The 23807-nt window shown below is 67.0% G+C and carries 12 protein-coding genes; 4 read left to right on the plus strand and 8 right to left on the minus strand.

Features of this window, described 5'->3' with window-relative positions; translation table 11 throughout:
• The first annotated feature begins 19 nt into the window (after positions 1-19).
• Genes QZX93_RS12460 through QZX93_RS12470 form a run of 3 tightly spaced genes read left to right on the plus strand, consistent with a single transcriptional unit; the run spans position 20 to position 8897 of the window.
• Positions 20-6694, plus strand: a complete 6675-nt coding sequence (locus QZX93_RS12460) for an Hpt domain-containing protein (protein WP_295388072.1) — start codon at positions 20-22, stop codon at positions 6692-6694.
• Positions 6691-7176, plus strand: a complete 486-nt coding sequence (locus QZX93_RS12465) for a chemotaxis protein CheW (RefSeq protein ID WP_295388074.1) — start codon at positions 6691-6693, stop codon at positions 7174-7176. The genes QZX93_RS12460 and QZX93_RS12465 overlap by 4 nt, the downstream gene beginning before the upstream one ends.
• Complete coding sequence (locus tag QZX93_RS12470; protein WP_295388076.1) at positions 7173-8897, plus strand: EAL domain-containing protein; 1725 nt, start codon at positions 7173-7175, stop codon at positions 8895-8897. The genes QZX93_RS12465 and QZX93_RS12470 overlap by 4 nt, the downstream gene beginning before the upstream one ends.
• A 179-nt stretch (positions 8898-9076) precedes the next feature.
• Here the strand turns inward: QZX93_RS12470 and QZX93_RS12475 are convergent, their stop codons facing one another.
• The 8 genes from QZX93_RS12475 to QZX93_RS12510 form a co-directional block, all read right to left on the minus strand.
• The gene (locus QZX93_RS12475; protein WP_295388078.1) at positions 9077-9844 is read right to left on the minus strand and encodes a bacteriorhodopsin; all 768 of its coding nucleotides are present in this window, start codon (positions 9842-9844) and stop codon (positions 9077-9079) included.
• 85 nt (positions 9845-9929) lie between these two features.
• The gene (locus QZX93_RS12480; protein ID WP_295388079.1) at positions 9930-13430 is read right to left on the minus strand and encodes a response regulator; all 3501 of its coding nucleotides are present in this window, start codon (positions 13428-13430) and stop codon (positions 9930-9932) included.
• 15 nt (positions 13431-13445) lie between these two features.
• Positions 13446-15020, minus strand: coding sequence for a methyl-accepting chemotaxis protein (locus QZX93_RS12485; RefSeq protein WP_295388081.1), 1575 nt, complete (start codon positions 15018-15020; stop codon positions 13446-13448).
• A gap of 3 nt (positions 15021-15023) precedes the next feature.
• Complete coding sequence (locus tag QZX93_RS12490; protein ID WP_295388083.1) at positions 15024-15581, minus strand: chemotaxis protein CheW; 558 nt, start codon at positions 15579-15581, stop codon at positions 15024-15026.
• Positions 15578-15958, minus strand: coding sequence for a response regulator (locus QZX93_RS12495; protein ID WP_295388085.1), 381 nt, complete (start codon positions 15956-15958; stop codon positions 15578-15580). Before QZX93_RS12495 ends, QZX93_RS12490 begins: the two co-directional genes overlap by 4 nt.
• Before the next feature lie 38 nt (positions 15959-15996).
• Positions 15997-16806 (minus strand): response regulator, encoded by an 810-nt coding sequence (locus QZX93_RS12500; protein WP_295388087.1) that lies wholly within the window; start codon positions 16804-16806, stop codon positions 15997-15999.
• Between the two features lie 445 nt (positions 16807-17251).
• Positions 17252-21475 (minus strand): hypothetical protein, encoded by a 4224-nt coding sequence (locus QZX93_RS12505; RefSeq protein ID WP_295388089.1) that lies wholly within the window; start codon positions 21473-21475, stop codon positions 17252-17254.
• A gap of 32 nt (positions 21476-21507) precedes the next feature.
• On the minus strand, positions 21508-22386 hold the full coding sequence (locus tag QZX93_RS12510; protein WP_295388091.1) for a CBS domain-containing protein: 879 nt from the start codon (positions 22384-22386) through the stop codon (positions 21508-21510).
• A gap of 210 nt (positions 22387-22596) precedes the next feature.
• Here QZX93_RS12510 and QZX93_RS12515 point away from each other — a divergent pair, with 210 nt between their 5' ends.
• On the plus strand, positions 22597-23652 hold the full coding sequence (locus tag QZX93_RS12515; RefSeq protein ID WP_295388093.1) for a type IV pilus twitching motility protein PilT: 1056 nt from the start codon (positions 22597-22599) through the stop codon (positions 23650-23652).
• Positions 23653-23807: the final 155 nt, after the last annotated feature.

The raw sequence follows: 23807 nt of genomic DNA on the forward strand, positions 1-23807 counted from the left end.
AAGTCAAAGGCCTTATCCCATGGTAGACAAGGTTGGTGGTGGTCTGAGATGGGTCAAGGGCGAGATCGCCGCGACCCTGCGCCGGGTCACCGATCTGATGGACGCCTATGGGCAGGCCGGGGAACCGGCGGCCCTGGGCGATGCGGCCGAGGCCCTGTTCGAGGTACGCGGCGTGCTGCTCGCATTGGAGCTCACCGCCCCGGCAAGCCTGCTCGAGGAGATGCAGCAGCTGTGCGATGCGATGGCCGAGCGGGCGGTGCATAGCCCCCAGACGGCGACCGAGGCCATGATGGTGGCCTTGATTCAACTCCCCAACCATTTGGACCGCTTGGATGCGGGTGCCGTGCTCCCGCCCTTGAGCCTGTTGCCGACCATCAATGACCTGCGGGATGCCCGGGCCGCGGCGCCTCTGTCCGCGGCGCAGTGGTTGGGTGCCGACGCGGTCCTCGCCGAGGAGGCAGAGGCGGCGGCGGCGGCGGCGGACCTGGAGCCGCTCAACGCCGCATTTCGCAAGGTGCGGCCACACTTTCACCGCGCCCTGGTCGAATGGTATCGCCCCGCGACCAGCCCCGCCGGGTTGGCGAAGCTCGCGCGTCTGTTCTCTCAGCTGCACCGGCACCTGAAGGATGGCCCCTTGGCCGATTTGTTCGCGTTGGCCGAGGCCTATGCGGCGGCCCTACAGGGCGGTGAAATCGCCGCCGAGACCCCTGCTCAGGCCTTGGTAGGCCGGCTGGATCGGGTGTTCAAGCCGCTCGCGGCCGCTCCCCCTCAGTGGCCTGGCGTGGACGTCCACCAGTTGATCGATGCGTTTTTGGACGCAATGGCGAAGACGGCGGCTAAGTCACCTGTGGTGGCTGAACTTGCGTCACGCTACGGTCGGGTCGAGGCGCCGCCGGCGCCTCCCGAGGGGGCGTCCGCGGCACTGGTGGGACTCGCGCTGGCCATGTTGGGCGAACTCGTCGCGCTGAAGGGACGGTTGGAACTGTTCGTGCGCGGTGGACGCGCCGATCGCACCCCACTGGCCGAGATTGGCGCTGGTCTGCATAACCTGGCGCGCACCCTGGATGTCGCCGATGCGGGCCGCTTGCCCGAACGCCTGCGCCTGTTGGCGGATGGTTTCGGTGCATTGGCCATGGCCGATGCGGCCGAGGACGTGCTGGGTCTGGAGCCGCTGGCGTCCGAGTTGCTCGGGATCGAGTCCGTCATGCAGAGTTACGCGGAGCGCCGCGAGTCTTCGCTGGGTGACGTCGGCGACGCCGGTCCCTATCGCGCCGAGTTGCAGACGGCCACCCTACGGGAGGCGCGCGCCGAGTTGGGGCATGTCAAAGAGGCGATCCTCGATTGCCAATCCCCGGGTACACGTCCTGAAACCTTCCGGCAGGTCCCAGACCGCCTCTCGAGCGTGGCTGGGGCGCTGCATATGCTCGGCAACGCCCCGGCCGGGCAGGTCGCCGAGGCCATCGCGGGCCTGGTGCGGCGTTGTTACCTGGCAGCGGATCGCTGGCCGCAGGGGGGGGAGTTCGAGTTGCTGGCGGATGCCATCGTCGCGCTGGAACTCTACATTGAGCAAGTCAAGGAAGGCCAGAGTGCGGATGAGGACCTGCTCCGGCAGGTCGGGGACGCGGTGAACGCACTCGAAGGACGGCTCAACGACGCTGTGCAAGTCATCCCGGCGCCCCGTGCCGTCCCCGCTCCAGCGCCAGGAGCGCCGCGGGATGACGCCGGGTCGGCCCCGTCTGCCAGCGCGCCGACCAGCGCGGAGGCCGATTCGTCCGGCGGTATCTCACCAGAATTTCTTGAGATTTTTCTCGAAGAGGCGCAGGAAGAGACAGCGACGATCGGCGAGCAGTTTGGGCGTTGGCGATCCAACCCAGCCGATGAGGTCGCACTCACCACGCTGCGGCGCAGCTTTCATACCCTCAAGGGCAGCGGTCGGATGGTGGGTGCCGCTCGCGTTGGGGACCTCGCCCAGGTCGCCGAGGGTCTGTTCAGCCAATTGCTCGAACTGTCCCTCGTGCCGGATGCCGGCCTCGTGGCCTATCTGTCCGAGCTGGTCGAGCAGCTGCCGGACCTGATCGCGGCGGAGGCCCAGCGACGGCCCCTGGATATCGCCGCTCTTCTCGCGCGTGCGGCGCAGTTTGGCCGTTCCTCAGGCGGCGCGGCGGCCACCGTCCGGTTGTTAGCCGTCCCGGTTAGCCCCCGCTCGGAGTCACCTGGCCGGCCGTTGGGGGCGGACCCGCAGCGGCGGCCGGACGAACCCCAGTGGTTCGAGTCGCACGCCGGCGCGGCGGCCGCGGCTGAACCTTCGCTCCCCGCGTCCGGTAAGCCGATGCCGCAGGACGCCGGGGCGAGCACGGCACCGCGTCTGACGGATCACGGCAGCATGTTCGCGGCCGATGATGAGTTGCTGGAGATTTTCCGCGAGGAAACCTTAGAGCACCTGGACACTGTGCGTTCCTTTCTGGCCCGGGCGCAGGCGGGCCATGCGGTCCCCGACGAGGACACCATCCGCGCGTTGCATACGCTCAGTGGGAGCGCCCGTATGGCGGGCGTCGACTCCATCGCCGACGTGGCCAAATCATTGGAACGGCAGTTCCGGACGCTGGAAGCCACTTCATCGAGCCTCACCGCCCAACTCCTCGCCCTGCTTGAGCGTGCCGTGGACAGTATGGCGGGGCGTGTCGCCGAGTTCCCGTCGGCCGGCGCCGCCGCCGCTGATCTGGTGGTCCTGGCCGCGGACCTGACCGCGTTCACCGGCGCGGCTAAGGCGCCCGCTGCGGCGCCGGGCCTCACGGTGACGGAGTCGCCGCCCAACGCGCCACTGTCGTCGCAGTCCACGCAGCCGCTCGTTGAGGGCGTCGTGGCGGTCCCCGCCGCCGACCAAGAAGTGGCAGCGACGCGCGAGGTGCAGGCGGAACTGACACCGGTGTCCGCTGATCGGCCGCTCGCGCCGGTGTTCGCTGCGGGTGTCCGCGACGCCCCCGATCTGGCGCTGTCCGTGGATAACCTGCCGGAACTGCCGGAACTGCCTGAGTTGCCCGCTGGGGATCCGTTTGCGACGGCGCTCGCCGCGGGTGCGCTTGACGCCCCTGATCTGGCGCTGTCCGTGGATGATCTGCCGGAACTGCCGGAACTGCCGGAGTTGCCGGCGCTGCCGGTTGAGCAGTCGCTCGCGCCGGTACAGGATGCGGCTGCGCTTGACGCCCTTGAGCTGGCACTGTCCGTGGATGACCTGCCGGAACTGCCCGCGCTGCCCGCGGAGGAGCCGCTCGCGCTGCCGCTCGCCGCGGGTGTACTCGACGCCCCTGAGCTGGCACTGTCCATGGATGACCTGCCGGAGCTGCCCGCGTTGCCCGCTGAGGAACCGTTTGCGACGGCGCTCGCCGCGGGTGTACTCGACGCCCCTGAGTTGGCGCTGTCCGTGGAGGACCTGCCGGAGCTGCCCGCGTTGCCCGCCGAGGAACCGTTTGCGACGGCGCTCGCCGCGGGTGTACTCGACGCCCCTGAGTTGGCGCTGTCCGTGGAGGACCTGCCCGAACTGCCCGCGTCGCCCGCGGAGAAGCCGCTCGCGCCGGCGCGCGCCGCGGATGCCGACCTTGCCCCAGTCGAGGACACCGTGGCCAACGCGGCGTTGGGTTTGCCCGCTGCCCCGGACCCGGCGCCACCGCCGCATGCGCCCGGCCTGGTCGCCGTGGACGCGTTGGATGAGTCGCTGGGGGTGAGCGACGCCGAGTTGGCGTTCGACGACCGGCTGGAGTCCGTTGAAATGCCGCTCGGGACAGGTGCGTCGGCCGGTCTTGACGGTACACACACGCCATTGGACGTCCCGGAGTGGTCGTTCGCGCAGCAGGTGGACGCCGGTGTCGTGGAAGTGGATGAGTCAACGCAGGATGCCTGGGCGGCTGCGTTCGCCGCCGCCGCGGAGCCGGCCGCGGCGGCCGACGCCGCGATGCTGGCCCCGGGGTTAGGCGAGGTGCCGAGCTCGGCCGACGTGGCTGAGTCGGTGCTGTTGGAAGCCGAAGCGCTGCCGGAGCCGGTGGTGACATTTGCGCTCGACGAGCCGATCCTCACCGAGCGGGCGGATGCGCCGGTGCTTGCGCCGGAGGTCGGCGCTGAGATGCCGTTGGGGACCGGGGCGGTGGCCGGTATTGACGGCACACGCGCTTCATTGGATGTCCCCGAGTGGTCGTTCGTGCAGCAGGTGGATGCTGGTGTCGTGGAAGTGGATGAGTTACCGCAGGACGCCTGGGCTGCCGCGTTTGCCCCGGCCACCGGGTCGGCCGCGGCTGTTGACCTGATGCCTGACCTGGCGGCGCCGCAACAGCCGGACCCGGACCTTGATGCCTATCCGGATGATCCGGAGCTGGTCAGCATGTTCATGGAGGAGGCGCGGGAGCTGCTCGATGGGCTCGATACCAAGTTCCGCGCTTGGCAGTTAGCCCCCCAGGAACTCGGCATTCTGGACAGTATCAACCGGCTACTGCATACACTCAAGGGTGGCGCGCGGCTCACCGGCCTGCACGCGATCGGCGACTTGAGCCATGCCTTGGAGACCCGGCTCACCGCCATCGCGGCCGCCCCGGGGCAGGTCGACGACACCGCCCTGGAGCTGGCCCAGCAAGCCGTCGATCGGCTTTCGCTCCAGTTCGATGCGCTGGAGAAACAGGCGCCGATCCCTCCTTCTACGGCCTTGGCGGAGGCCTTGACCGCGGTGCCGACGCCCGCTGCCGTGGCGGTGGACGCCCCTGACCTGGCGGTCCTGCACCATGCCGCCGAGCCGGAGCCCGAGCCGGAGCCCGGGTCGAGCGCCGCCGACAGCCACGGCGCAGCCCGCCGGGCCGTCGGGGCGGTTGCGGCCGTATCGCAGATCCGGGTGCCGTCCGACCTCCTCAACCGGCTGGTCGATAATGCCGGTGAGATCGGCCTCTACCGCGCCCGCCTCACCCAGCGCAACAGTATGCTGGGTTTCAGTCTCGGTGAATTGGACCAGACCGTGACGCGTTTGCGTGAGCAGTTACGTCAGCTGGAGATCGAGACCGAGACCCAAATCCTCTTTCGCTTCGAGCGTGAGGAGGCATCCGAGGCGGAGGGTCCAGTCTTCGATCCGCTGGAGATGGACCGCTTCTCGACCCTCCAGCAGCTCTCCCGCAGCCTGGCGGAGACCGTCAATGACCTGGTGAGCCTGCGGGATGTCTTGGGCGGCTACCAGCGCGAGTCCACTGACTTGCTGACGCAGCAGGCGCGTCTTGCCGACGACCTGCAGGACGGGTTATTGCGCACCCGCATGGTGCCCTTCGTCCAGGTCGTTCCACGCCTGCATCGCCTGGTACGCCAGACCGCCGACAGCTTGGGCAAGTCGGCCCGGCTGGAGGTGATCGGACCCGAGGTGGAACTCGACCGCGCGATCCTCGACCGCCTGGCCGCGCCCCTGGAGCACCTGCTGCGCAATGCCGTCGACCACGGTTTGGAGTCGGCGGCGTTGCGCACTGCGGCCGGCAAGCCCGCCATCGGCCAGGTGACCCTGGAACTGAGCCGGGAGGGCAACGATGTGGTGATCAAGCTCGCCGACGATGGCGCCGGTCTCGATCTGGCGGCGATTCGCAGCCAGGCGGTGGCGCGCGGTTTGCTGGACCCGCAGGTGACCTTGGCGGACGCGGCCCTGATGCAGTTCGTCTTCGAACCCGGCTTTACCACCCACGGACAGGTGACCCAGATCTCGGGTCGGGGGGTGGGATTGGACGTGGTCGCCTCCGAGATCAAGGCGGCCAACGGGACCATCGACCTCGCCTCGTCCCCTGGGCGCGGGACCAGCTTCAGCATCCGGCTGCCCCTAACCCTGGCCATCTTGAAGGCCCTTTTGGTGGGTGTTGGAACTAACGTGTACGCCGTGCCCTATGCCGCGGTCGAGGCGGTGGCGCGGATCAGTCGAGAGGACCTCACGGCGATCTACCAGGATGACGGGCGGGACTTCGACTATCGCGGCGAGACCTACCGGGTCGCCTCGGTGGCCGGTCTGCTGGACCCCGGTGTGCCACCCAACCTGGGCGAGTCGCGTTGGCTGCCGCTGCTGTTGGTGCGGGTCGGCGATCTGCGGGTCGCCCTGCAGGTGGATACCCTGATCGAGAGTGCGCGTGTCCTGGTCAAGCCACTGGGCGCCAAGTTGGCCGCGCTGCGCTGGCTCGCGGGCGGCACCATCCTGGCGGATGGCCGGGTCGCCTTGATCCTGGATATACTCGCCCTGCTGCGCTCCGGCGCTATCCATGCGCAGCGCTCCGCGCGTGCGGCGGTGACGGCGGACGTGGGGTCGGGACCTGAGTCGGAGCTCTGTGTCATGGTGGTGGACGACTCCCTGACCGTGCGCCGGGTCACTACCCGCATGCTGCGCAGTCAGAATATCGAGGTTATCACTGCCAAGGATGGCGTCGAGGCACTCACCATGCTGGATGATCGGGTGCCCGATCTCATGCTGTTGGACATTGAGATGCCGCGCATGGACGGCTATGAACTGACGCGTCTGATCCGCCGCTCGGAGCGGCTGCATGACCTGCCGATCATCATGATTACCTCACGCACCGGTGAGAAGCACCGCGACCATGCACTGGGGCTCGGTGTCAACCGCTTCCTCGGCAAGCCCTACCGCGAGTCCGAACTGCTCGACGAGATCGGCTCCCTGCTCGCGGAGCAGCGCTCATGAGCCAGCATGCGCAAGGGCTGCGGGTCTTACTCCTGCCGGTGTCGGGCGATCCGGACCCCTGGGACCTGCTGCTGCCCGCCTCCGCGGTGGCCGAGATTGTGCGCGCCCAGCCCCTGGAGCCGCCGGGGTCGCAGGCGCCGCCGTGGTTGTGCGGCTATCTGGCCTGGCGTGGCCTGCGGCTCCCCTTGGTACGCCCGACCGCCCTCGCAGCGGCCGCCGGGGGGCGCTATGCGGCCGTCTGTTTTGCCCCGACGGCCGGCCCTGCTACGCCGTTTTTCGCCATCGAGAGCCCAGGGATGCCGCGCCTGGAGCGGGTCACCCCGGAGACCCTCAGCGCCGCGACGGGCGATCCGGCGGCGGTCGACCCCAGCTTCATCCAGGTCGAGCTACGCGTGCTGGGTCGCCCGGCGGGCCTGGTGGACCTTGAAGCGTTGCAATGTGCCCTGCAGAGCGCTTCGGCCGCTTCGGGCGAGGTGCGATGAACGGCGATTCAGACACCAGCCAAGCGGCGCCAGGCGAACCTGGTGCGCCCCGGGTCATCGTCATGCATGACAGCGCAATGCAGGCGCTACTGACTGAACACCTGCTCAAGAGTGCGGGTTGCCTGGTGCAGACACTCACCGAGCCGCGCGAGCTGTCGACAACGATGGAGTCATTTCGGCCCGATCTGATCCTGACTCCAGTCCCGATTGCCGCGACTAGCGGCTTGGAATTGGCGGCGGTGTCCCGCGGGCCGGATGGTGTTCGGCTCGTGCCCATCCTTGCTTGCGCCGTTGACCATCGCCGCCAACCCCGCGAACCCCAGGTTCCGGGCGCCGCGCGCGACGGCGCGACGGCGCTGCGAGCGGAGTTCTTGGTCGAGGCCGTGACCCGGCGGATCGCCTCCATGCCCGCCATCGGCGAGCCCGGGGCAGTGGCAGACCGGCTGGACTCGGAGACCGGTCTGGCCAGCCGTCGCTATTTCATGCGCGCCGTGGCGCGCGCGCTGGCCGACCCCGCCAGCGCGCAGCCCGGTAACGCCCTCCTGGTCGTCGCCCTGGATGGGGTGGGCCAACTCAACGCACGCTGTGGTATCGGGGTGGCCGACCTGGCGGCGGATCATATCGGTGGTCTGATCGGCGGGCGTCTGGGTCAAGCGGGGCTGGCCGTGCGTTTGGATGACTATCGTCATGCACTGTTGCTCAGGTGCGCTGGGGCCCAAGTCCTCACCGAGGCGGCTGAGACCTTGCGGTGCGCGATCGCAGACTCACCATTGCAGGTGGGCGAGAAACCGGTGACGATCAGTGTGAGCGCCGGGATCGCGCTCCTGGGACCCGCCGCGGGCGACGTCGTGACCCTGCTCAAGCGGGCCGAGCTGGCCTGCGCCGAGGCGGCGGCCGGGGGCGGCAATCGCATCGTTGTCGCTGGCGATGGGCCAGCCGCCGCCCAGGATGAGGTCCAAGAGCGCCGACTGACCGGCTTGATCGAGCGGGCACTGAGCGATGCCGACGCGGCCGATGGTTTCCAGTGCCTCTACCAGCCCATCGTCGCCATCGGACCCCAAGGGCTGCGCCCCGTGGAGGTCACGCTGAGACTGGACGCCGGGGATGAGACCTGGATCCCGGCCGCGGAGTTCCTGCCGGTGGCCGAGCGCGCCGGACGGATCGGTGCGATCGATCGCTGGACGATGCTCCACGCGCTGGAGGTCCTCACCCAGCAAGGGGCGGCCCAGCCTAGCTTGCGGATCTTCGTCCGCCAACACCTCCCGAGCCTGCTCGAGGATGGTGCCTTGGCGTGGCTGCGTGCTCAGATGGTGGCTAATGGTCTGGTCGAGCAGCGCCCAATTCTGGACCTCTACCTACCGGACCTGCTCCGACACCGTGAGGGCGCCCGCTCAGTCATCGCCGGGTTGCGCAAGATCGGCCTTCAGGTCTGTCTGGTGGGTGTGGACTACACCCCGGGCGCCTTGGACCTAGTGAGTGAACTGCATCCGCCGTTTGTCAGGCTCGCGCCATGCGTCGTCTATGACTTCAAGCCGGATCGATTCAATCAGTTGGTCCAACGCCTGAGACGCGATCAGGCGGAGGTGATCGCCTGCGGCATCGATTCCGCCGCGCTGGTCGCCCCGGTGTGGGCCAGCGGCGTCGGCTATGCGCAGGGCACGGTGATTTATGCCCCTCGCCCGCAATTGCTCTTTGACTGGGATGAGCTGGTGACAGAGTAGGGGCAGTGCGGCAACAATCCCGATGCCATCAGGGCGCGGGGCCGGTTCGAATAAATGGACAGGATTAACAGGATGTCCGCTCGGCATTCTGCCTCATCTCAGAAATTCTGTGAATCTTGAAAAATCCTGTTAATCCTGTTCCATTACCTTCTGCTTGTTCTAACGGAGGGTAGAGACCATTACGCCGCGGCGTTGCGCTCGGCCTTGGCGATCTCCACCGCGGTATAGACGACCAGCATGCCCCAGATTACCTTGTTGACGATGTCGCCGACATTCACCGTGAACTCGCGCAGCACCACGCTGACACTGGGATCGAAGACCAGCGCATAGAAGAATCCCGCCGGAAAGATCGACCAGCCGATCAGGAAAAAGAAGAACATGTAGGCGAGCGTATCGCGTTGCACGGGGACCATTTCCGAGCCAGGGAGTCGCCGCAGCATCTCGAAGATCGAGATGGTCATATAGGCAAACAGCAAGCCGCTGACGGTAAACCAGAACAGGGCGAACAGTGGCAGACCGTCGCCGACATGGACGTGGGTCGCGTATTCACCGAAATAGCCGGTGACGATCATCCCGACGTCGGTCAGCGCGAGGTTGCGCAGGAAGTTCATACCGACCCGCTCCAGGCCCATCAGCAGGGGGAACATGCTGATCAACACCAGGGTGGTTGCCAGCCAATAGACGTAGCGCAACACCAGCGGCAGTGAACTGATGGCCGATGTCATCTCAGCAACCCCCGCCGTGCCGGCGGTGAGCGGTTGCAGGCGGGTGAAGAAATAGAAATGCAGGACGCTCGATACCGTGCAGATGCCGACATTGAGCAGCGCCAGCAGACGCAGCCGTCCGGTCAATTGCGGGAGCTGGGTCAGGAAATACATGACCGCCGCCAGGGCGGCGATGCCGCAGGTCAGGAACGAGTAATAGGTCAGGTTAAATAGCGTCGTCATCTTATCGGTTTCCGATCTGAGCCAATTGTCGATCCGGCGCGTCGCTCATCGGCGGCAATGCGCGCGGCATACCAGGTGCGCACCATTACGCCACCTGCTCCAGCGCCTGTTGAATGAAATCCAGTACCTCTTCGTCGTGATAGGGCTTGACGAAGTAACGATTCACCCCGGCAGTGATCGCCTCGCGCCGATGCCGCTCGGTGGAACGCGAGGTGATCATGGCGATCGGCAGGGTGCGCGTTGGCGCCTGCGCGCGCAGGTGGGCAGTCAGCTCCAGGCCGTTCATCTGCGGCATCTCCATGTCGACCAACATGACGTCCGCCGGCTCGCGGTTCAGCGTCTGGATGGCGTCCATCCCATCGCGCGCGGTCAGCGCATGATAGCCGGCATCGGTCACGAGTTGTGCCAATACGCGACGCATGGACAGCGAGTCATCGACGATCAGGACGGTCGGCAGCTTGACCTCCTCCAACTCTTCTGCCGCCGCGAGGGCCGAGAGATCGACACTGGCGGCGATGCGCATCATGGCACGCAGTTCGATGATGGGCACGACCCGGCCGTCGCCGAGGATCGAGGCGGCCAAGAGACCAGGGATGGGCGGCACCAAGGCACCCAGTTTCTTCACCACCAGCTCGCGGCCGTCGATCAACTCGTCGACCATCACCGCCTGCTCGCCGCTATCCGACACCGCGATCAGCACCACGGCGCCTTTCTCGTCCGGTGTGCGCGCCGGCAGCCCAAGCAGGCTGTTGATGTGGACCAGCGGATAGCTGTCTTCCCCATGCCTGAACTGCCAACCCTCAGTCCCCTCTGTGATCTCGCCCTCGTCGGCCAGCACGGCGAATCGCACCTCATTGGCCGGCATGGCCAGCGGCTCGCCGTCGCAGTGGATCAATAGGCAATAGATGGTCTGTAGCGAAGACGGGAAGCGGGCCTGTAGGCGATAGCCGGCGCCGCGCTGCGATTCGATCGCGAGCGAGCCATTGAGTGCCCTGACCGTGTTGGCGACCACGTCCATACCGACCCCACGCCCGGAGGTCTGGGTGGCTTGCTCGCGGGTGGAGAAGCCGGGGCGCAGCGTCAGCAAGGCCAGTTCCTGGGGGGTGGGTGCGGCATCGGCCGCGAGCAGGCCCAGCCTGATCGCCTTGGCCTTGACGCGCTCCAGGTCCAGACCGGCGCCATCGTCGCTGAAGGTCACCTCGATCTGGTCGCCGGACTGGCGAAACGCAACCGTGAGTTCGCCAGTGGCCGGTTTCCCGGCGGCGGCACGCTGCTCGGCCGGTTCGATGCCGTGATCGACCGAGTTACGTACCACGTGCATGAGGGCCGGCATGAGCTTATCCAGCACGTCGCCATCGACTTGGACCTCATTGCCCAGGACCTTGAGTTCGCCCTCCTTGCCGGTCGCTCGGCAGGTTTGACGCACCGCCCGCTGCAGGCGCCCGACGACCGAACTCACCGGGACCAGGCGGGTGGCCATGGTCAATTGCCGCAGTTCCTGGCTCAACTTGATCTGCTGCTGGGTCAGCTCGTCCATGCTGGCAATGGTCCCACTCAAGGACTGCACGAGGTCGCGTGCGTCGTTGACCCCTTCATTGAGACGCCGTGCGGCGATATACATCTCGTCGTACTGGTCTAACTCCAGCGGATCGTAGGTGGATGCGGCGGCGGCGCCGGATGACCGGCCGCCGAGCCCGCGCAGGTCGACCAGCTTTTCGAGCTCATTGACCTGGAGCAGGTTGCGCAGGTCGATCTCTCCGGATTCCTGCACGGTGCGCTGGGCGAGCCGAATCTGCTCCGCCGATTGGGACAGGGCCAGCGACATCTCGCCCGCCAGCCGCAGCAGGTTGACGATGGCCTGCGCCGGGACCTGCAGATAGGCGTCTTCGGCGTCTTGCACCGCGCCCCCGGTTGGCCGGGCGGCCGGGGACTCCAGGGCGCCCGACAGGGTGTCGGAGGCCACCATGGCGGCGGACGTGACCAAGGTTTCCGCCGCCCCGACCGCGGGAGCGGGCGCCGAGACCGGCGCGGCGGGGCGATCGACCACCGGCTCGGTCCACTCCAAGGCCGCGGCGCCCTCCCGGTCGATGCGGTTGGCCCAGTCCAGCACCGACTGCACGATCGGCCGGAAGGCCTCAGGGTCGTGTTCTTCCAGGCCGTTGATGACATCGAACATCGCGGCGAGTCCGTCCGCCGCCCCGACTAAGGTCTCGCCGAGCGCCGGACTGGGGGCCAATGCGTGCTCGGTCAGAAACTCCAGCAGGTCCTCCATGTGATGGCCCAGGAACGCGACACCGCGTACCCCGCAGACATTGGCCGAACCCTTCAAGGTGTGCGCATAGCGCTGGGCCTGACGCAGGGCGTCTTCGATGGCGCCGCCGCCGAGGATGACTTGGATGACACTCGCCAGCCGCTGGGCCATATCCGGTCCCTCGCGCCGGAAGCTCCCCAGCACGCTACTATCCATATCCTCTGCCGGTGCCAATGACAGGTCCTCGTCCTGCACCGCGGCCACCCGCGCCGGGCCGACCTCGGCCTCAAGCGCGAGCGGATCGTCATAGAGCGCCTGGGCGAGCTCCGCGGCACGCTCGCTCGCCAGCGGTTCGGGCCAGCGCGGATGGGCGAGGGCGGCGACCAAGGCATCGCGCGCGGGCTGCACCAAGGGATCGGCCAGATAGTCGAGCATCCGTTGGGGCAGTTGACTGAGATCCGCGATCAGCGACTTGGGCCAGGGGTTCTTGGGCGAGCGCAAACCCATCTGCTCCCCAAGGCCGGCACACAGGGTGGCAAAGCCGGCGAAACCGACCTCCGCCGAGGCCTCGGCGAAGCGTTCCAGGATCTCCCGCCCCCCGGCGGCCGCGGCGATGCGATCGGCGGCCCGCCGGGCCTGGGCGAGATCGGCGACGCGGTGCAGAAAGTCTTGTGCGTTGTCCTCCACGGCGGCGGCCAGGATGGCGAGGAGTTCGAGCGCGTCGTCACTGAGTCCCGCGGTGTCGGCGGCGGCGACTGGCCGGGACGGGAGCTGGTGTGGCGCGGCGATCTCCGCCGGGGTGTCGATGAGCGCCTCATGAGCGGCGTCGGCATCGGCTTCCGCTGCCGCCTGCTCAAGCTCCGCTGGCACAGGCGTGGCGGCAGCGTCGCTGAGGGGCGTCTCCACCGCGGCCGCAGCGGCGCCCGCGGCGACGCACTCGTGCCACAGAACGGACGCCTCCGGGCTCAACGGCGGATCGAAGGCCGCAGAGCTTGCCAGCTCGATGAGCGCATCGACCACCTCCTGGTCTTGCGGCTCCGCGAGATGGGCCTCCAGCAAGGCCATCGCCTCGAGTGCGGCCACCCCGGCCGAGTCGCTACCCGCCTCGCGTTGTGGCAGTCCGCTCACCAGCCCATCGAGGGTGGCCAGCAACTCAGTGATATGTGGCCCTAGTTCCTCGGCCGCCGGCCATAGATCGCCCAGCGATTCGGCGAATGCATTCGCCGCCGTCAGCCGCTCCTCCGCAGCGGCCGCTGGGTTTCCCGCTGACTCGATGGCTTCTTGCAACGCGGGTAAGGCGGCGGCAAAGAGCTCGGCAAAAGCACCCGGGTTCATCGTCTGGTCCCTTGCCTAGGCCCGGCCCGGTTCATTGGTCCGGGCCGGCGGCGGCAGGCGGAACAGTCCGATCGAATCGAGTAGTTGCCTGGAGTAGCCCACCAGGCTATTGGTCTCCTGCGCCTGCTGATCGATCTGGTCGGTGGTCTCGACCGTACTCGCGCGCATCGCATCGACGCGGGTCATCAGGGTGCGGTTGGCGGCGACCTGGGTCTGGGCACTGGCATCGATTTGTCGCACCGCCTCGGCCAGGTTGACCGTGGTCTGCTGGGTGGCGAGCATCCGATCGCCGGCGCCTTCGATGACCCGGGACTCATTGCCCACGGCCTCGGTCGCCTGATTCACCGTCTGCATGGTGTCCTGGGTCTCGACCTGAATATTGCGGATCAGGGTCGCGATCTGATTGGTCGCTTGGCGCGAACTGTCAGCCAGTCGCTGCACCTCTTGGGCGACCACGGCAAAACCGCGTCCGGCCTCACCGGCGGTCGCGGCCTGCATGGAGGCGTTGATGGCCAAGACGTGCGTGCGCTCCGAGAAGCTATTGATGATGTCGACGATGCCACTGATTTCCTGAGAGCGCTCGCCCAGGCGCTTGATGCGCTTGCCGGTCTCTTGAATGGACGTGCGAATGCTGCCCATGCCCTGCACCGCGCCCTTGACCGCAGCCAGGGCCTCGTCGTTGGACTGGGTCGCCTTGTTGGCGGCATCGCTGCAAAACTGTGCCAGTTCGCCCATGTGGTCGATGGCCTCGACCGTCTGCGCCAATTCGTTGGCCGTTTGTTCGATCTGTGTGCGTTCGGCATCGGCCACCGCCACCACCTGCCGGCCTTGGGACTGTACTTCGGCGGAGGCCTGGCCGACCCGCTCGGCGATCTCACGCACTTGGACCAGGACGCGCGCACTCTCGGAGGTGACCCGATTCAAGGCATCGCCCAGTGGGCCGGTGATGTCCTCCTTGACCGGCAGCTTCAGGGTCAGGTCGCGCGCCTGGCTGATCTCACTGCTGATCTGCAACATCTCGATGATGGAGTCGTTCAACTGATCGTTCTGCCGCTCCAGAAAGTCGAGTGCCTTATTGAAGGCCATCACGGTCTGGCCCAACTCATCCTCCTCGCCGGGGTCGAGGCGTTCGGAAAAGTCGCGACGCAACTCCATGCCGGTGAGCGCGGCACGAATCCGGTTCAGACCGTCGCGGACACGCTCGGCCGGTCTGAGGATAAAGCGCGTGGCGAGCCGCACCAGGGTGATATAAAACACCAGACCGGTGAGCAGGGCGCCAAGCAGGAGCACCGCCACCAGCAGCGCCATGGCGACCTGCCGCTGGTTCGCCTTGACGGCATGGATGTCATCCAACTGCGCAGTCAAATAGCGATCGGCGGCGGCCTGAAATTCCGGCGGCCCTTGCTTGATGAGCGCGGCGAGTTCGCTATTTGGCGCGGGATGCGCGGCCGCTCCGACCTGGGTACGCTCTTGGTACAGCCCGTTTACGCTTAACAATACCGAGCCGGCGATGAGAACAAACACGAGCAAGACCAAGGCGGTCGTCGCAATGGTGAGTCTTGCCGAAATGGAGATGTCGCTGAGTGTCATGAATTATTCTTCCGACGTAAGAGGACTGGCCGCGAGTAGACTCGCCCGCTCGGCCAGCAGTCCGAGTAAGCCGACGAGATCGACCTCGACATAACTGGTCCGGTCCACCACCAGGACGCCGCGGGCGAGTTCGGATGGTAGGCCAGGCAATGGGGGTGGGGGTGCGGTGAGCGTGTCCGGGGGCACCGTGATCCCGTTGATTTCATCGATACACAGTGCCGCGCAGCTATCGCGTCGCCCCAGCAGCAGAAAATAGCGACCGACGTCGGGTGTGCGCTCGTCGACCAGGGCGCCCAAGTCATAGACCGCTGCCAGATCGCCCCGGAAGCTGGCGAGCCCCAGGCACCAAGGATGGGTAAAGGGCAGGCCCGCGCAAGGCAGCGGCGGATAGACCTCCGCCGGCATCGCAGCGGGGACCAGCAACCAGCGTTGGCCGATGCGAAAGGCGTGACGAAAGTCGCCGATTGGCTGGGTTGAATCCGGCGCATCGAGGATTGCAGGCAGCCAAGGCCAAGCCTGCGGCTCGGCCGGCGCGTCCGCTGGGGCAGCGACCTCACTCATGACGCCGCGCCGCCCCCGCCGAGCAAATGCGCGATCTGTTTCAGAATTTCTTCGGCCGGATAAGGTTTCACCACATAACCCTTGGCGCCCTGCAGCTGCGCCCACATCTTATCGGCCTTCTGGTTCTTGCTGCTGACGACGACCACCGGGATATGGACGGTGGTGGGGTCTTCGCGCAGCGCGCGCGTCGCGTGATAGCCGTCCACCCCTTCCATCACGATGTCCATAAAGATCAGGTCCGGCCGCTCGCTTTGCGCCAACGCCACGACCTCCTGTCCCGACACGGCAGTCACCACGGTGTGGCCGGCCTTTATCAGGACCTCTCGCAAGTGATCCCGCTCGGTCGCGGAATCGTCAACAACAAGCAGCTTCGCCATACTTGACCTCGTGTGACTGCAATAACGCCAGTATGAATCTATTTCAAATAGCGTTGCAGTGTGGCGTTCAGTTGATCGATCGTCAGTGGCTTGGTCAGATAGACATCGGCCGATGCGAGCGTACCCCTGAGCTTGTCAAACCGGGATGTCTTACCGGTCAGCATCACCACTGGGGCCTTGACCCGCAATTTCTTCTTCAGTGTACGGGAGACTTCATAGCCGCTGATACCCGGGAGCATGACGTCGAGAAAGATGAGATCGTACTGATAGTCACGCGCCTTGGTCAGGGCCTCCTCGCCGGTTTCGGCAAAGTCGACGGCGAACCCTGCCATCCCGAGCCGTACCTCCATCATCTTGCGTACCGATTCGCTATCGTCCACCACCAGAATGCGCTTGGCCGAGGCCGCCAACGCGGGGGCCGGCTGCTCGACTTGTGCGGCGACGACCTGTGCCGACATGGTGTCGCTGATATCCGTTTCCGGGGAAAAGTGATAGAAATCGGCGACCAGATCGTCTAGGGCCTTGAGTATCCGGTTCGCCAACACCGGCCGCTTGAAAAAGACATTGACGGTTCCGTCGAAGAGGTGTGACGTCTTATTCGTAATGCCTACCCGCATGACCGGGAAAATGGCGCCGGGCAGGGTGTTGCGCAATGCCGTCCAGTCCTGCACGCCAGCGGCGATATCTTCGTTGAGGACGCAAATATCCGGACGATCTTGACCCTGTGACCAGGGGATATAGTGCCGCGGCCGCACCTCGGACAACTGAAAGGCCCTCCCCAGGCTCTTTTCCTCACTCTCGGAAAAGCCGCAAAGGGCGATGGTGAACTTTTTGTGTTCGATGGCCATGTGGGATTCCCGCTGTGCTGCTTTTCTTACAACATCGGATCGTCGATCCTGTGCGGCAGGATCGCGGGGGCGGCGCATCGAGCGACGTCAGGCAACCGGCCGGATGCACTTGTGCCAATGATCGGCGAGTGACCATCGATCAATGACTTAAGCGCCATTCTGTGATGCCGATTTGGTTCTTATGACTCTTTCATGGATTGAAAGTTAAGTTTTGATAATAATCGACGCAGACACAAGACGCAACTATCCCCGATCCGTTCTGTGCCCCTGTTCGCGTCAGGCCGCAACCGGGGGCGGTCTAGGCGTTGCGGATGTGTTCCGCATGGATCACGCCATAATGAGACATTGCTGTTATTTTCCGAAGGTTTCTGTCGGCGATCAGCCGACCCTGCCTGGTCGTTATCCCGGCTGCAATGACAATATGCGCTGGGCGTACGCCCGGCGGTCATTCTGTGGCGCCCGGCGTCGGCGCTGGCGTGGACCCCGGGTCGCGCGGGTGCCGCGGCGGCCCAGGGCGCCACAAGACCGGCTGGGAAAAGCCCGCCCAGCCCCAGCGCAGCCAGCGCAGAAGGCTCACTGCCAGCCACAGTGCCCAGGCGAGCATGAGTGTACGATACACCCACATCGGCACGGCCATGACCCAGATCGGCGGCAGGGGGCCGGCGGTGCGATCCTGATACCAGTTCAGTACCCCATCCCCGGAGCCATTGCCCACGATCTGCATGGCCGGCGCACCCAGCAGCCCCTGGGACACGGCGCCGACCAGACCGACACCGGCGGCCAGGGTCAAGACTACCAAGGTCACCTGGACCAGGTTATAGCGCCGCCTGGGGGTCGCGGCGTATAAGCGCTGGCGCCCACCGAGGGCGAGCAGCCAGCCGGCCACCAGCACCAGGACCCAAATTTCCGCGAGCGCGAGGCCGGCGCCGAGCAACAGCCAGTCGTGGGTCTTTAGCGCCGTCAGGTGTGAGCGCCCCAGCGCCAGCGAGAGCCCGGCCAGGACGAGCAGCACGCCCCAGAACACGACCACTGGACCGATTCGCGGGCCGCCCGTTAACAGCACCCAGCGATCCTGCGGCAGCCGCAATGTAAGGTTCAGATTGACTGCCGGGCTACCCAGGTCCGGCAGTTGTGGCTTGATCAGCAGCCCCGGCGCCTGCGGTGTCCGCCATTGGATCAGGACCGACTGCTGCCCCGGCACCAATGGTATCTCCAAGACCGCCCCCGCCTTGGGGAGCGGCAGGTCCTGCCCGTTGACCTGCAAGTGCGTCGGCTCGGCGCCCGGTGGCAGGCGGATGGGGTGCAGGCCGCCTTGGCCGCCGCGCAGATCGAGGCGCAGTTCGCTGTCGTTCGTCCGCTGGCCCAGGGTCTCCCGCAGGAGCACCCGGTCGATGGTCAGGGTTTGGCCCGGCACCGCCGCCGGCTGGGTCAGGTTCAGCGCCAGGGTTTCGCCCGGCAGGGGGCGCCAGCTGGGCTGCCAGCGGTCAGCGGCCGTAATTTGGTGGATCGGGGCCGGGCCGGTCCACTCCAGGTGCCAGCGCGGACTCAAGGCCAATGACCAGGATTCGTTGAGCTGTGGATCGGTTGCCGCGGTCAGTTGTAGGGTCGGTGCAGGTTCCAGGGTGGAGGTCCAGCCCGCTTCGATCTCGTCCGGCGCCAAGCTCACCAGGACGCGCCCGTCCTGCACGCGTAATCCCGGGGTCTGCACCGATTCGCCAGGCAGCAGCGGCACCGGCACCGACACCGGAAACTCCGCCGGGGACAGGCGTCGCACCCGGGTCGCGAGGCGCCAGTCGAGCCCGATCCGCAGTTCACGCTCCACCCGCAACAGGGCAGGCAAGGCGCCTTGGCTCAACGCGGCACGGCCCGCCGCCACATCGGTGGAGACCCGCACCAGGCGGATTTGGGCCCCGGGCAGGCCGGCCGCGTCGAGCCCTTCCAGCGTCCAGCCGTCGAGCGTGGCCTGGAGCCGGCGCGGGTGCAGCGGGAAGGGGATCTCCACCTGGTTGCGGTGTGGCAGGGGCCCGGTCAGCGTCAGGCGGTGGCGCCCGGCGGGTAGCGCAATCAGCAAGCGGTCGTTGGGGTCGCGGCGCAGTCCGTCGAATGGGGCACCATCCAGGTCGAGCTCGGTGGGCCGCCAGCCGCCGGAAACGCCGGGCACCGCCGTGGCGACTGGCGCGGCGGCGTCCAGGGTCAGGATCAACCGCAATGTCTCAGGCTCTGCCGCCAGGGCGAGGTCGGCCAGATCGACGCAATCCGGCAGGCAGTCTGGCGGTGCGAGCAGGCGCGTGCGCAGTTCCTCCAGCAGCTCGACGCTGGGCAGGTCGCTGGCCTGGGTCGGGGTGGGCCCGAGCAAGCCGCCAGCCCCGAGGATGAGCGCCAGTAACAGGCCCAGCGAAGCGGAAGCGGGCCGGCTGGATGCTGCCTGGCCCGCCAGTTCCGAATCAGGTTCCGACTCCGGCGCGCCGGCCGGCGATGGCGGCCGGGGCCGGCCGATCAGGTCTGCCACCCGCAGCCCCAGGATGACCGCCAGCAGGGCGCCCAGCAGCGACCACAGCAGGTTCCAGCCGGGGCTCAACAACCACAGTTTTGCGCCCTCGGCGGGGTCGATCGCACCGCTCCAGCTCAGGTCGAAGCGGTTCCACTGCCAGTCCGGAATCCCGGCGCCGCTCTGTATCACGGCGTCCGGGTCGGGCCGCTCCGGCGCGGGCGCGGCGGGGGCCGGTGGCGCGGCCGATCGCGCCAATGACTTGCGCGCCCGCGCGTTGTCGGTTAGCGACCCGGCCGAGTCGTCCGCCGTCGCCGCCTCCTCCATTGGCTCATTACGCAAGATGGCCTCGAACTGGCGCTCGGCCACGGCGGGTTGCGGTGCCGCCGCTGGGGGTGCCAGGCGATTGAGCGCGGTGGCATTGGTACCCAGACCGACCGCGGGGCGCTCCAGGTGGGGGTAGAGCCCGGTGCGGACCTGGCCGGCGACAAAGGGCAGGCCGATCAGGACGAGCGCGAGCAGCGCCAGATACCGATACCACCGCAGCAGCGCGCGCACCCGCACCAGGGCGAGCGCGGTGGGGTGTTCGGGCAGTAGCCGCAATAGGGCGGCGACGGCCAGCAGGTGGACCCACACCAAGCGGGGGGCCGTCGGGACCTGCCAGGTCAGCAGCAGGGCGAGTCCGGCGAGCAGACCCCAGGGCGTGCCCCACAGCCGCCCCACGCCGAAGCTCAGGATCAGCACCAAGAAGAGGTCCAGCAGGGTCCAGCGCCCAAGCCAACTGTCGGGCCGATTGTCGGTCCCGGTGGCCGCCAGCAGGTCCCAGCCGGGGGGGAGATAGAGGTGTGCGCGGCTGCCGTCCAATTGGAGTCCCCAGCCGGCGGCGGGGATGGTTCGCGGGTTGCCCGACGCCCCGGCGATGCGACTGTCGGCGACCAGGTCGAGCCGGCCGCGGCGCACCTCCACCCCGGGTGGATCGGTGTCGCGCAGGCGGGTAATGAGGCACGGCTCCCCATCGACGGCGACCCGTCCCAGGGTCAAGGGCGCGGTGGCGCCGAGTCGCCAACTGCGGGTGAGTTGGCCGCCGATGCGGTCGCGCACGCTGAAGGCATCGCCGGTCAGATCGAGCCACAGGTCGCGCTCCAGGGTGAGACGATCCGGGCCCGGGTCCGGGTTGCCGCGGCGCCGCTCGGCCAGCGTCAGCGTCTCCCCGGGCGCGAGGCGATAGGCGGGCAGGGCGGCCCAGTCCGCTGGGACGCCGGCTTGGCGCGGGTCCACCGCCGCCGGTCCGCGCAACTCGACCTGGCGCAGGTCGGGGTGGGCGGCGAAGGACCAGACCTCCAGCGCCGGCCAGGGGGCGGGCGCCGTGGCGCGGGTGAGGGTGCCGACCGCCCCGCCGACTTGGGCGTCCACGTTCACCACCCAATGGCCGGGGCGCACCTGCACGCGCAACCCACCATCCCCGTCCAGCCGGGCGGGTAGGGGGCTGTCAACGCGCAGCGGGATGGTCCCCGGCAGCAGCACCGGGCCGATCAGGACTTGGCGGGCACCCCCGGCCACGTCCAGTTCCAGCCGGGTGGTCACCTGGAGCGGCAGGTCGTCGTCGATCCGGCGGTAGACCTGGAGGGCGAGGCGGTCGCCTTCCAGTGCGTTGACCGCGGCGGGGTCGCCGAGCCATAGCCGTCCGTCCCGATCCAGGCGCGGAAAGGGCACCGCAGCCCCATCCAGCACCAGTGAGAGCAGCCCGGTCTCCGCCGGCAGGGTCAAGCCATCAGGGGTGTCGGACCACTGAAAGCGCCCGGTCAAACGATGCGCGCCAGGGGTCAATTTAACCGACGGCGCCCCCTCGCGCAGGACCACCGGCAGTGGTCGGTCGCCATCGCGCACCTCCTGTGGCCAGTGCTCCGGGTCGCCTGGCAGCGGCGCCCAGGTCTCGGCGTCGGCCTCCCAATGCTGGCTGAAGGTCCCGCCCCGTGCATTCAGATCCAGTGCCAGTCGGCCCGGCCAGGCGCACAGCCGCTGCGCGGAGTCGGCCTGCACCGGGCAGGGGCGCTGGTCCTGCGGGTGCAGTACCCAGGGGACCCAGGGCGAGAGCTGCGGTGGGACCGCGGGCGCGGACGCGGCGACCGGGCCCACCAGCACGGCATATAGGATGAGGAGCGGATACAGGAATGCGCGCATGGTTAGGCTCATCGTGCGCGGCGTCGCTGCCGCTATGCGTCGCGCAACACCTTGACGATGTCATGGCGGGTGACGATGCCGACCGTCGCACCGTCGTCGTCGACCACCACCAGCCGGCGGGTCTGCGCGTGTTCCATGCGGCTGATCGCGGTGGGTAGCGACTCGGCGGCGGACACCGTATGCACCGGGTGGCTCATCACCTTGGTGAGCTTGGTCGTGGCGAAATCGATCTCCTCGTCACCGAGTCGCACCAGATCGCGTTCGGTGAGGATGCCGATCGGGTGGCCGTGACGCTCGACCACCACGCAGCCCAGGTGCTGACCGGCCATGAGCCGCACCGCATCCCGGACCAGTGAATCCTCGGGCAGGCCCACCGCCCCTTGGGTCATGACCGCACCTACATCCCGCGCCGCCAGCAGGTCCGCGGCCGCGAGGTGGTGGATGAAGTCCGCCTCGCTGACGATTCCGGCCAGCCGGCCCGCCTGGTCGGTGACGATGAGATGCCGCACCCCGTGGGTGTTGATCAGTTGATAGGCTTGGCGAAATCCCATGTCGGCCGGCGCGGTGATGGGGGGGCTGCCCATGGCCTCGCTGACCGGCACGACATCCGCGTCCCGATGGGATGAGGCGAAGCGCACCGCATCGCGTTCGGTGAAGATACCCACCGGGCGGTCGGCGTCCACCACCACCAGTGCGCTGATGCGCTCGCCGCGCATCACCGTCCGCGCCCAGTGGACCGAATAGTCCGCCGGGACGGTGGTGACCTGGACCGTCATGATGTCGGCCAGGGTCATGGACGCGCGGTCGCTGCCGTCAGGGTGGTCGGGTTGGCGATCCGTCGGATCGGCGGGGGGCAGCGGCGGCATCAGCGGGGGGACCGTCGCACCGATCTCATGCGCAGAGGCGATCAAATTGATGTACTCCCAAGTCTATTTTCATTACAGGGCGCCAGCTTAGAGGGCCACGATAGCCGCGCCCGGCAGGTCAGTCAAGGGCAGCGATGCGGACCTGCCAGCGTTGGTCGGCGGTTTCGGGTTATGCTTGGCGCATTGGACCACGGCGGGTGCGTCGGACGGCGCATCACCTGGACCCGTGGGCCGCGGATCGAACCGGAGTTAGCCGTGGACATTGCAGAACTACTCGCCTTCAGCGTCAAGAACAAAGCCTCCGACCTGCACCTCTCCGCCGGTCTGCCGCCGATGATCCGGGTGGACGGGGACATGCGCCGGATCAATGTCCCGGCCTTGGAGCACCGGACCGTGCATTCGCTGGTCTACGACATCATGAACGACAAGCAGCGCAAGGACTACGAAGAGTTCATGGAGACCGACTTCTCGTTCGAGATCCCCGGCGTGGCGCGCTTCCGCGTCAACGCCTTCAACCAGAAACGGGGCGCCGCGGCGGTGTTCCGCACCATCCCGTCTAAGGTGTTGAGCCTGGAGGACCTGAACGCCCCAGCGATCTTTAGGGACATCGTCAACGTCCCGCGCGGCCTGGTGCTGATCACTGGACCCACCGGCTCCGGTAAATCCACCACGCTGGCGGCCATGATCGACTACTTGAATGACAACAAGTACGAACACATCCTGACGATTGAGGACCCGATCGAGTTCGTCCATAACAGCAAGAAATGTCTGATCAACCAGCGCGAGGTCCATCGCGACACCCTGGGTTTCAGCGAAGCGTTGCGCTCGGCGTTGCGTGAGGACCCGGACATCATCCTGGTGGGTGAGATGCGCGATCTGGAGACCATTCGGCTCGCCATGACGGCGGCGGAGACCGGCCATCTGGTCTTCGGTACCCTGCACACCACCTCCGCGGCCAAGACCATTGACCGTATCATCGACGTCTTCCCCGCCGCCGAGAAGGAAATGGTGCGCTCCATGCTCTCTGAGTCGTTGCGCTCGGTCGTGGCCCAAACTTTGCTTAAGAAAATCGGCGGCGGGCGTATCGCCGCCCACGAGATCCTGATCGGCACCCCCGCGATCCGTAACCTGATCCGCGAGGCGAAGATCGCGCAGATGTATTCGGCCATACAGACCGGTCAGGCCCATGGTATGCAGACCCTTGACCAGAACCTCAAGGAGTTGATGAAAAAGGGGCTGATCACCCGCTCAGATGCCCGCAGCAAGGCGCAAAATAAAGATGATTTTCAGGGTAGAGACGATGCGAAATAGCTATTCGGCCTCCTCCGCCTGCTGATTCGGCCTTCCGAACGACACATTATGACACCCAGCATGTCACCACCGATCATCCGCGCATGAGCGCGGCCGAGTGGATCGGTATTTATCGCGAGGCATGGGATAGCTATTACAGCCCGGCGCACCTGGCC

Origin of the sequence: uncultured Thiodictyon sp. (genome assembly GCF_903946935.1) — a bacterium.
GTDB lineage: Bacteria > Pseudomonadota > Gammaproteobacteria > Chromatiales > Chromatiaceae > Thiodictyon.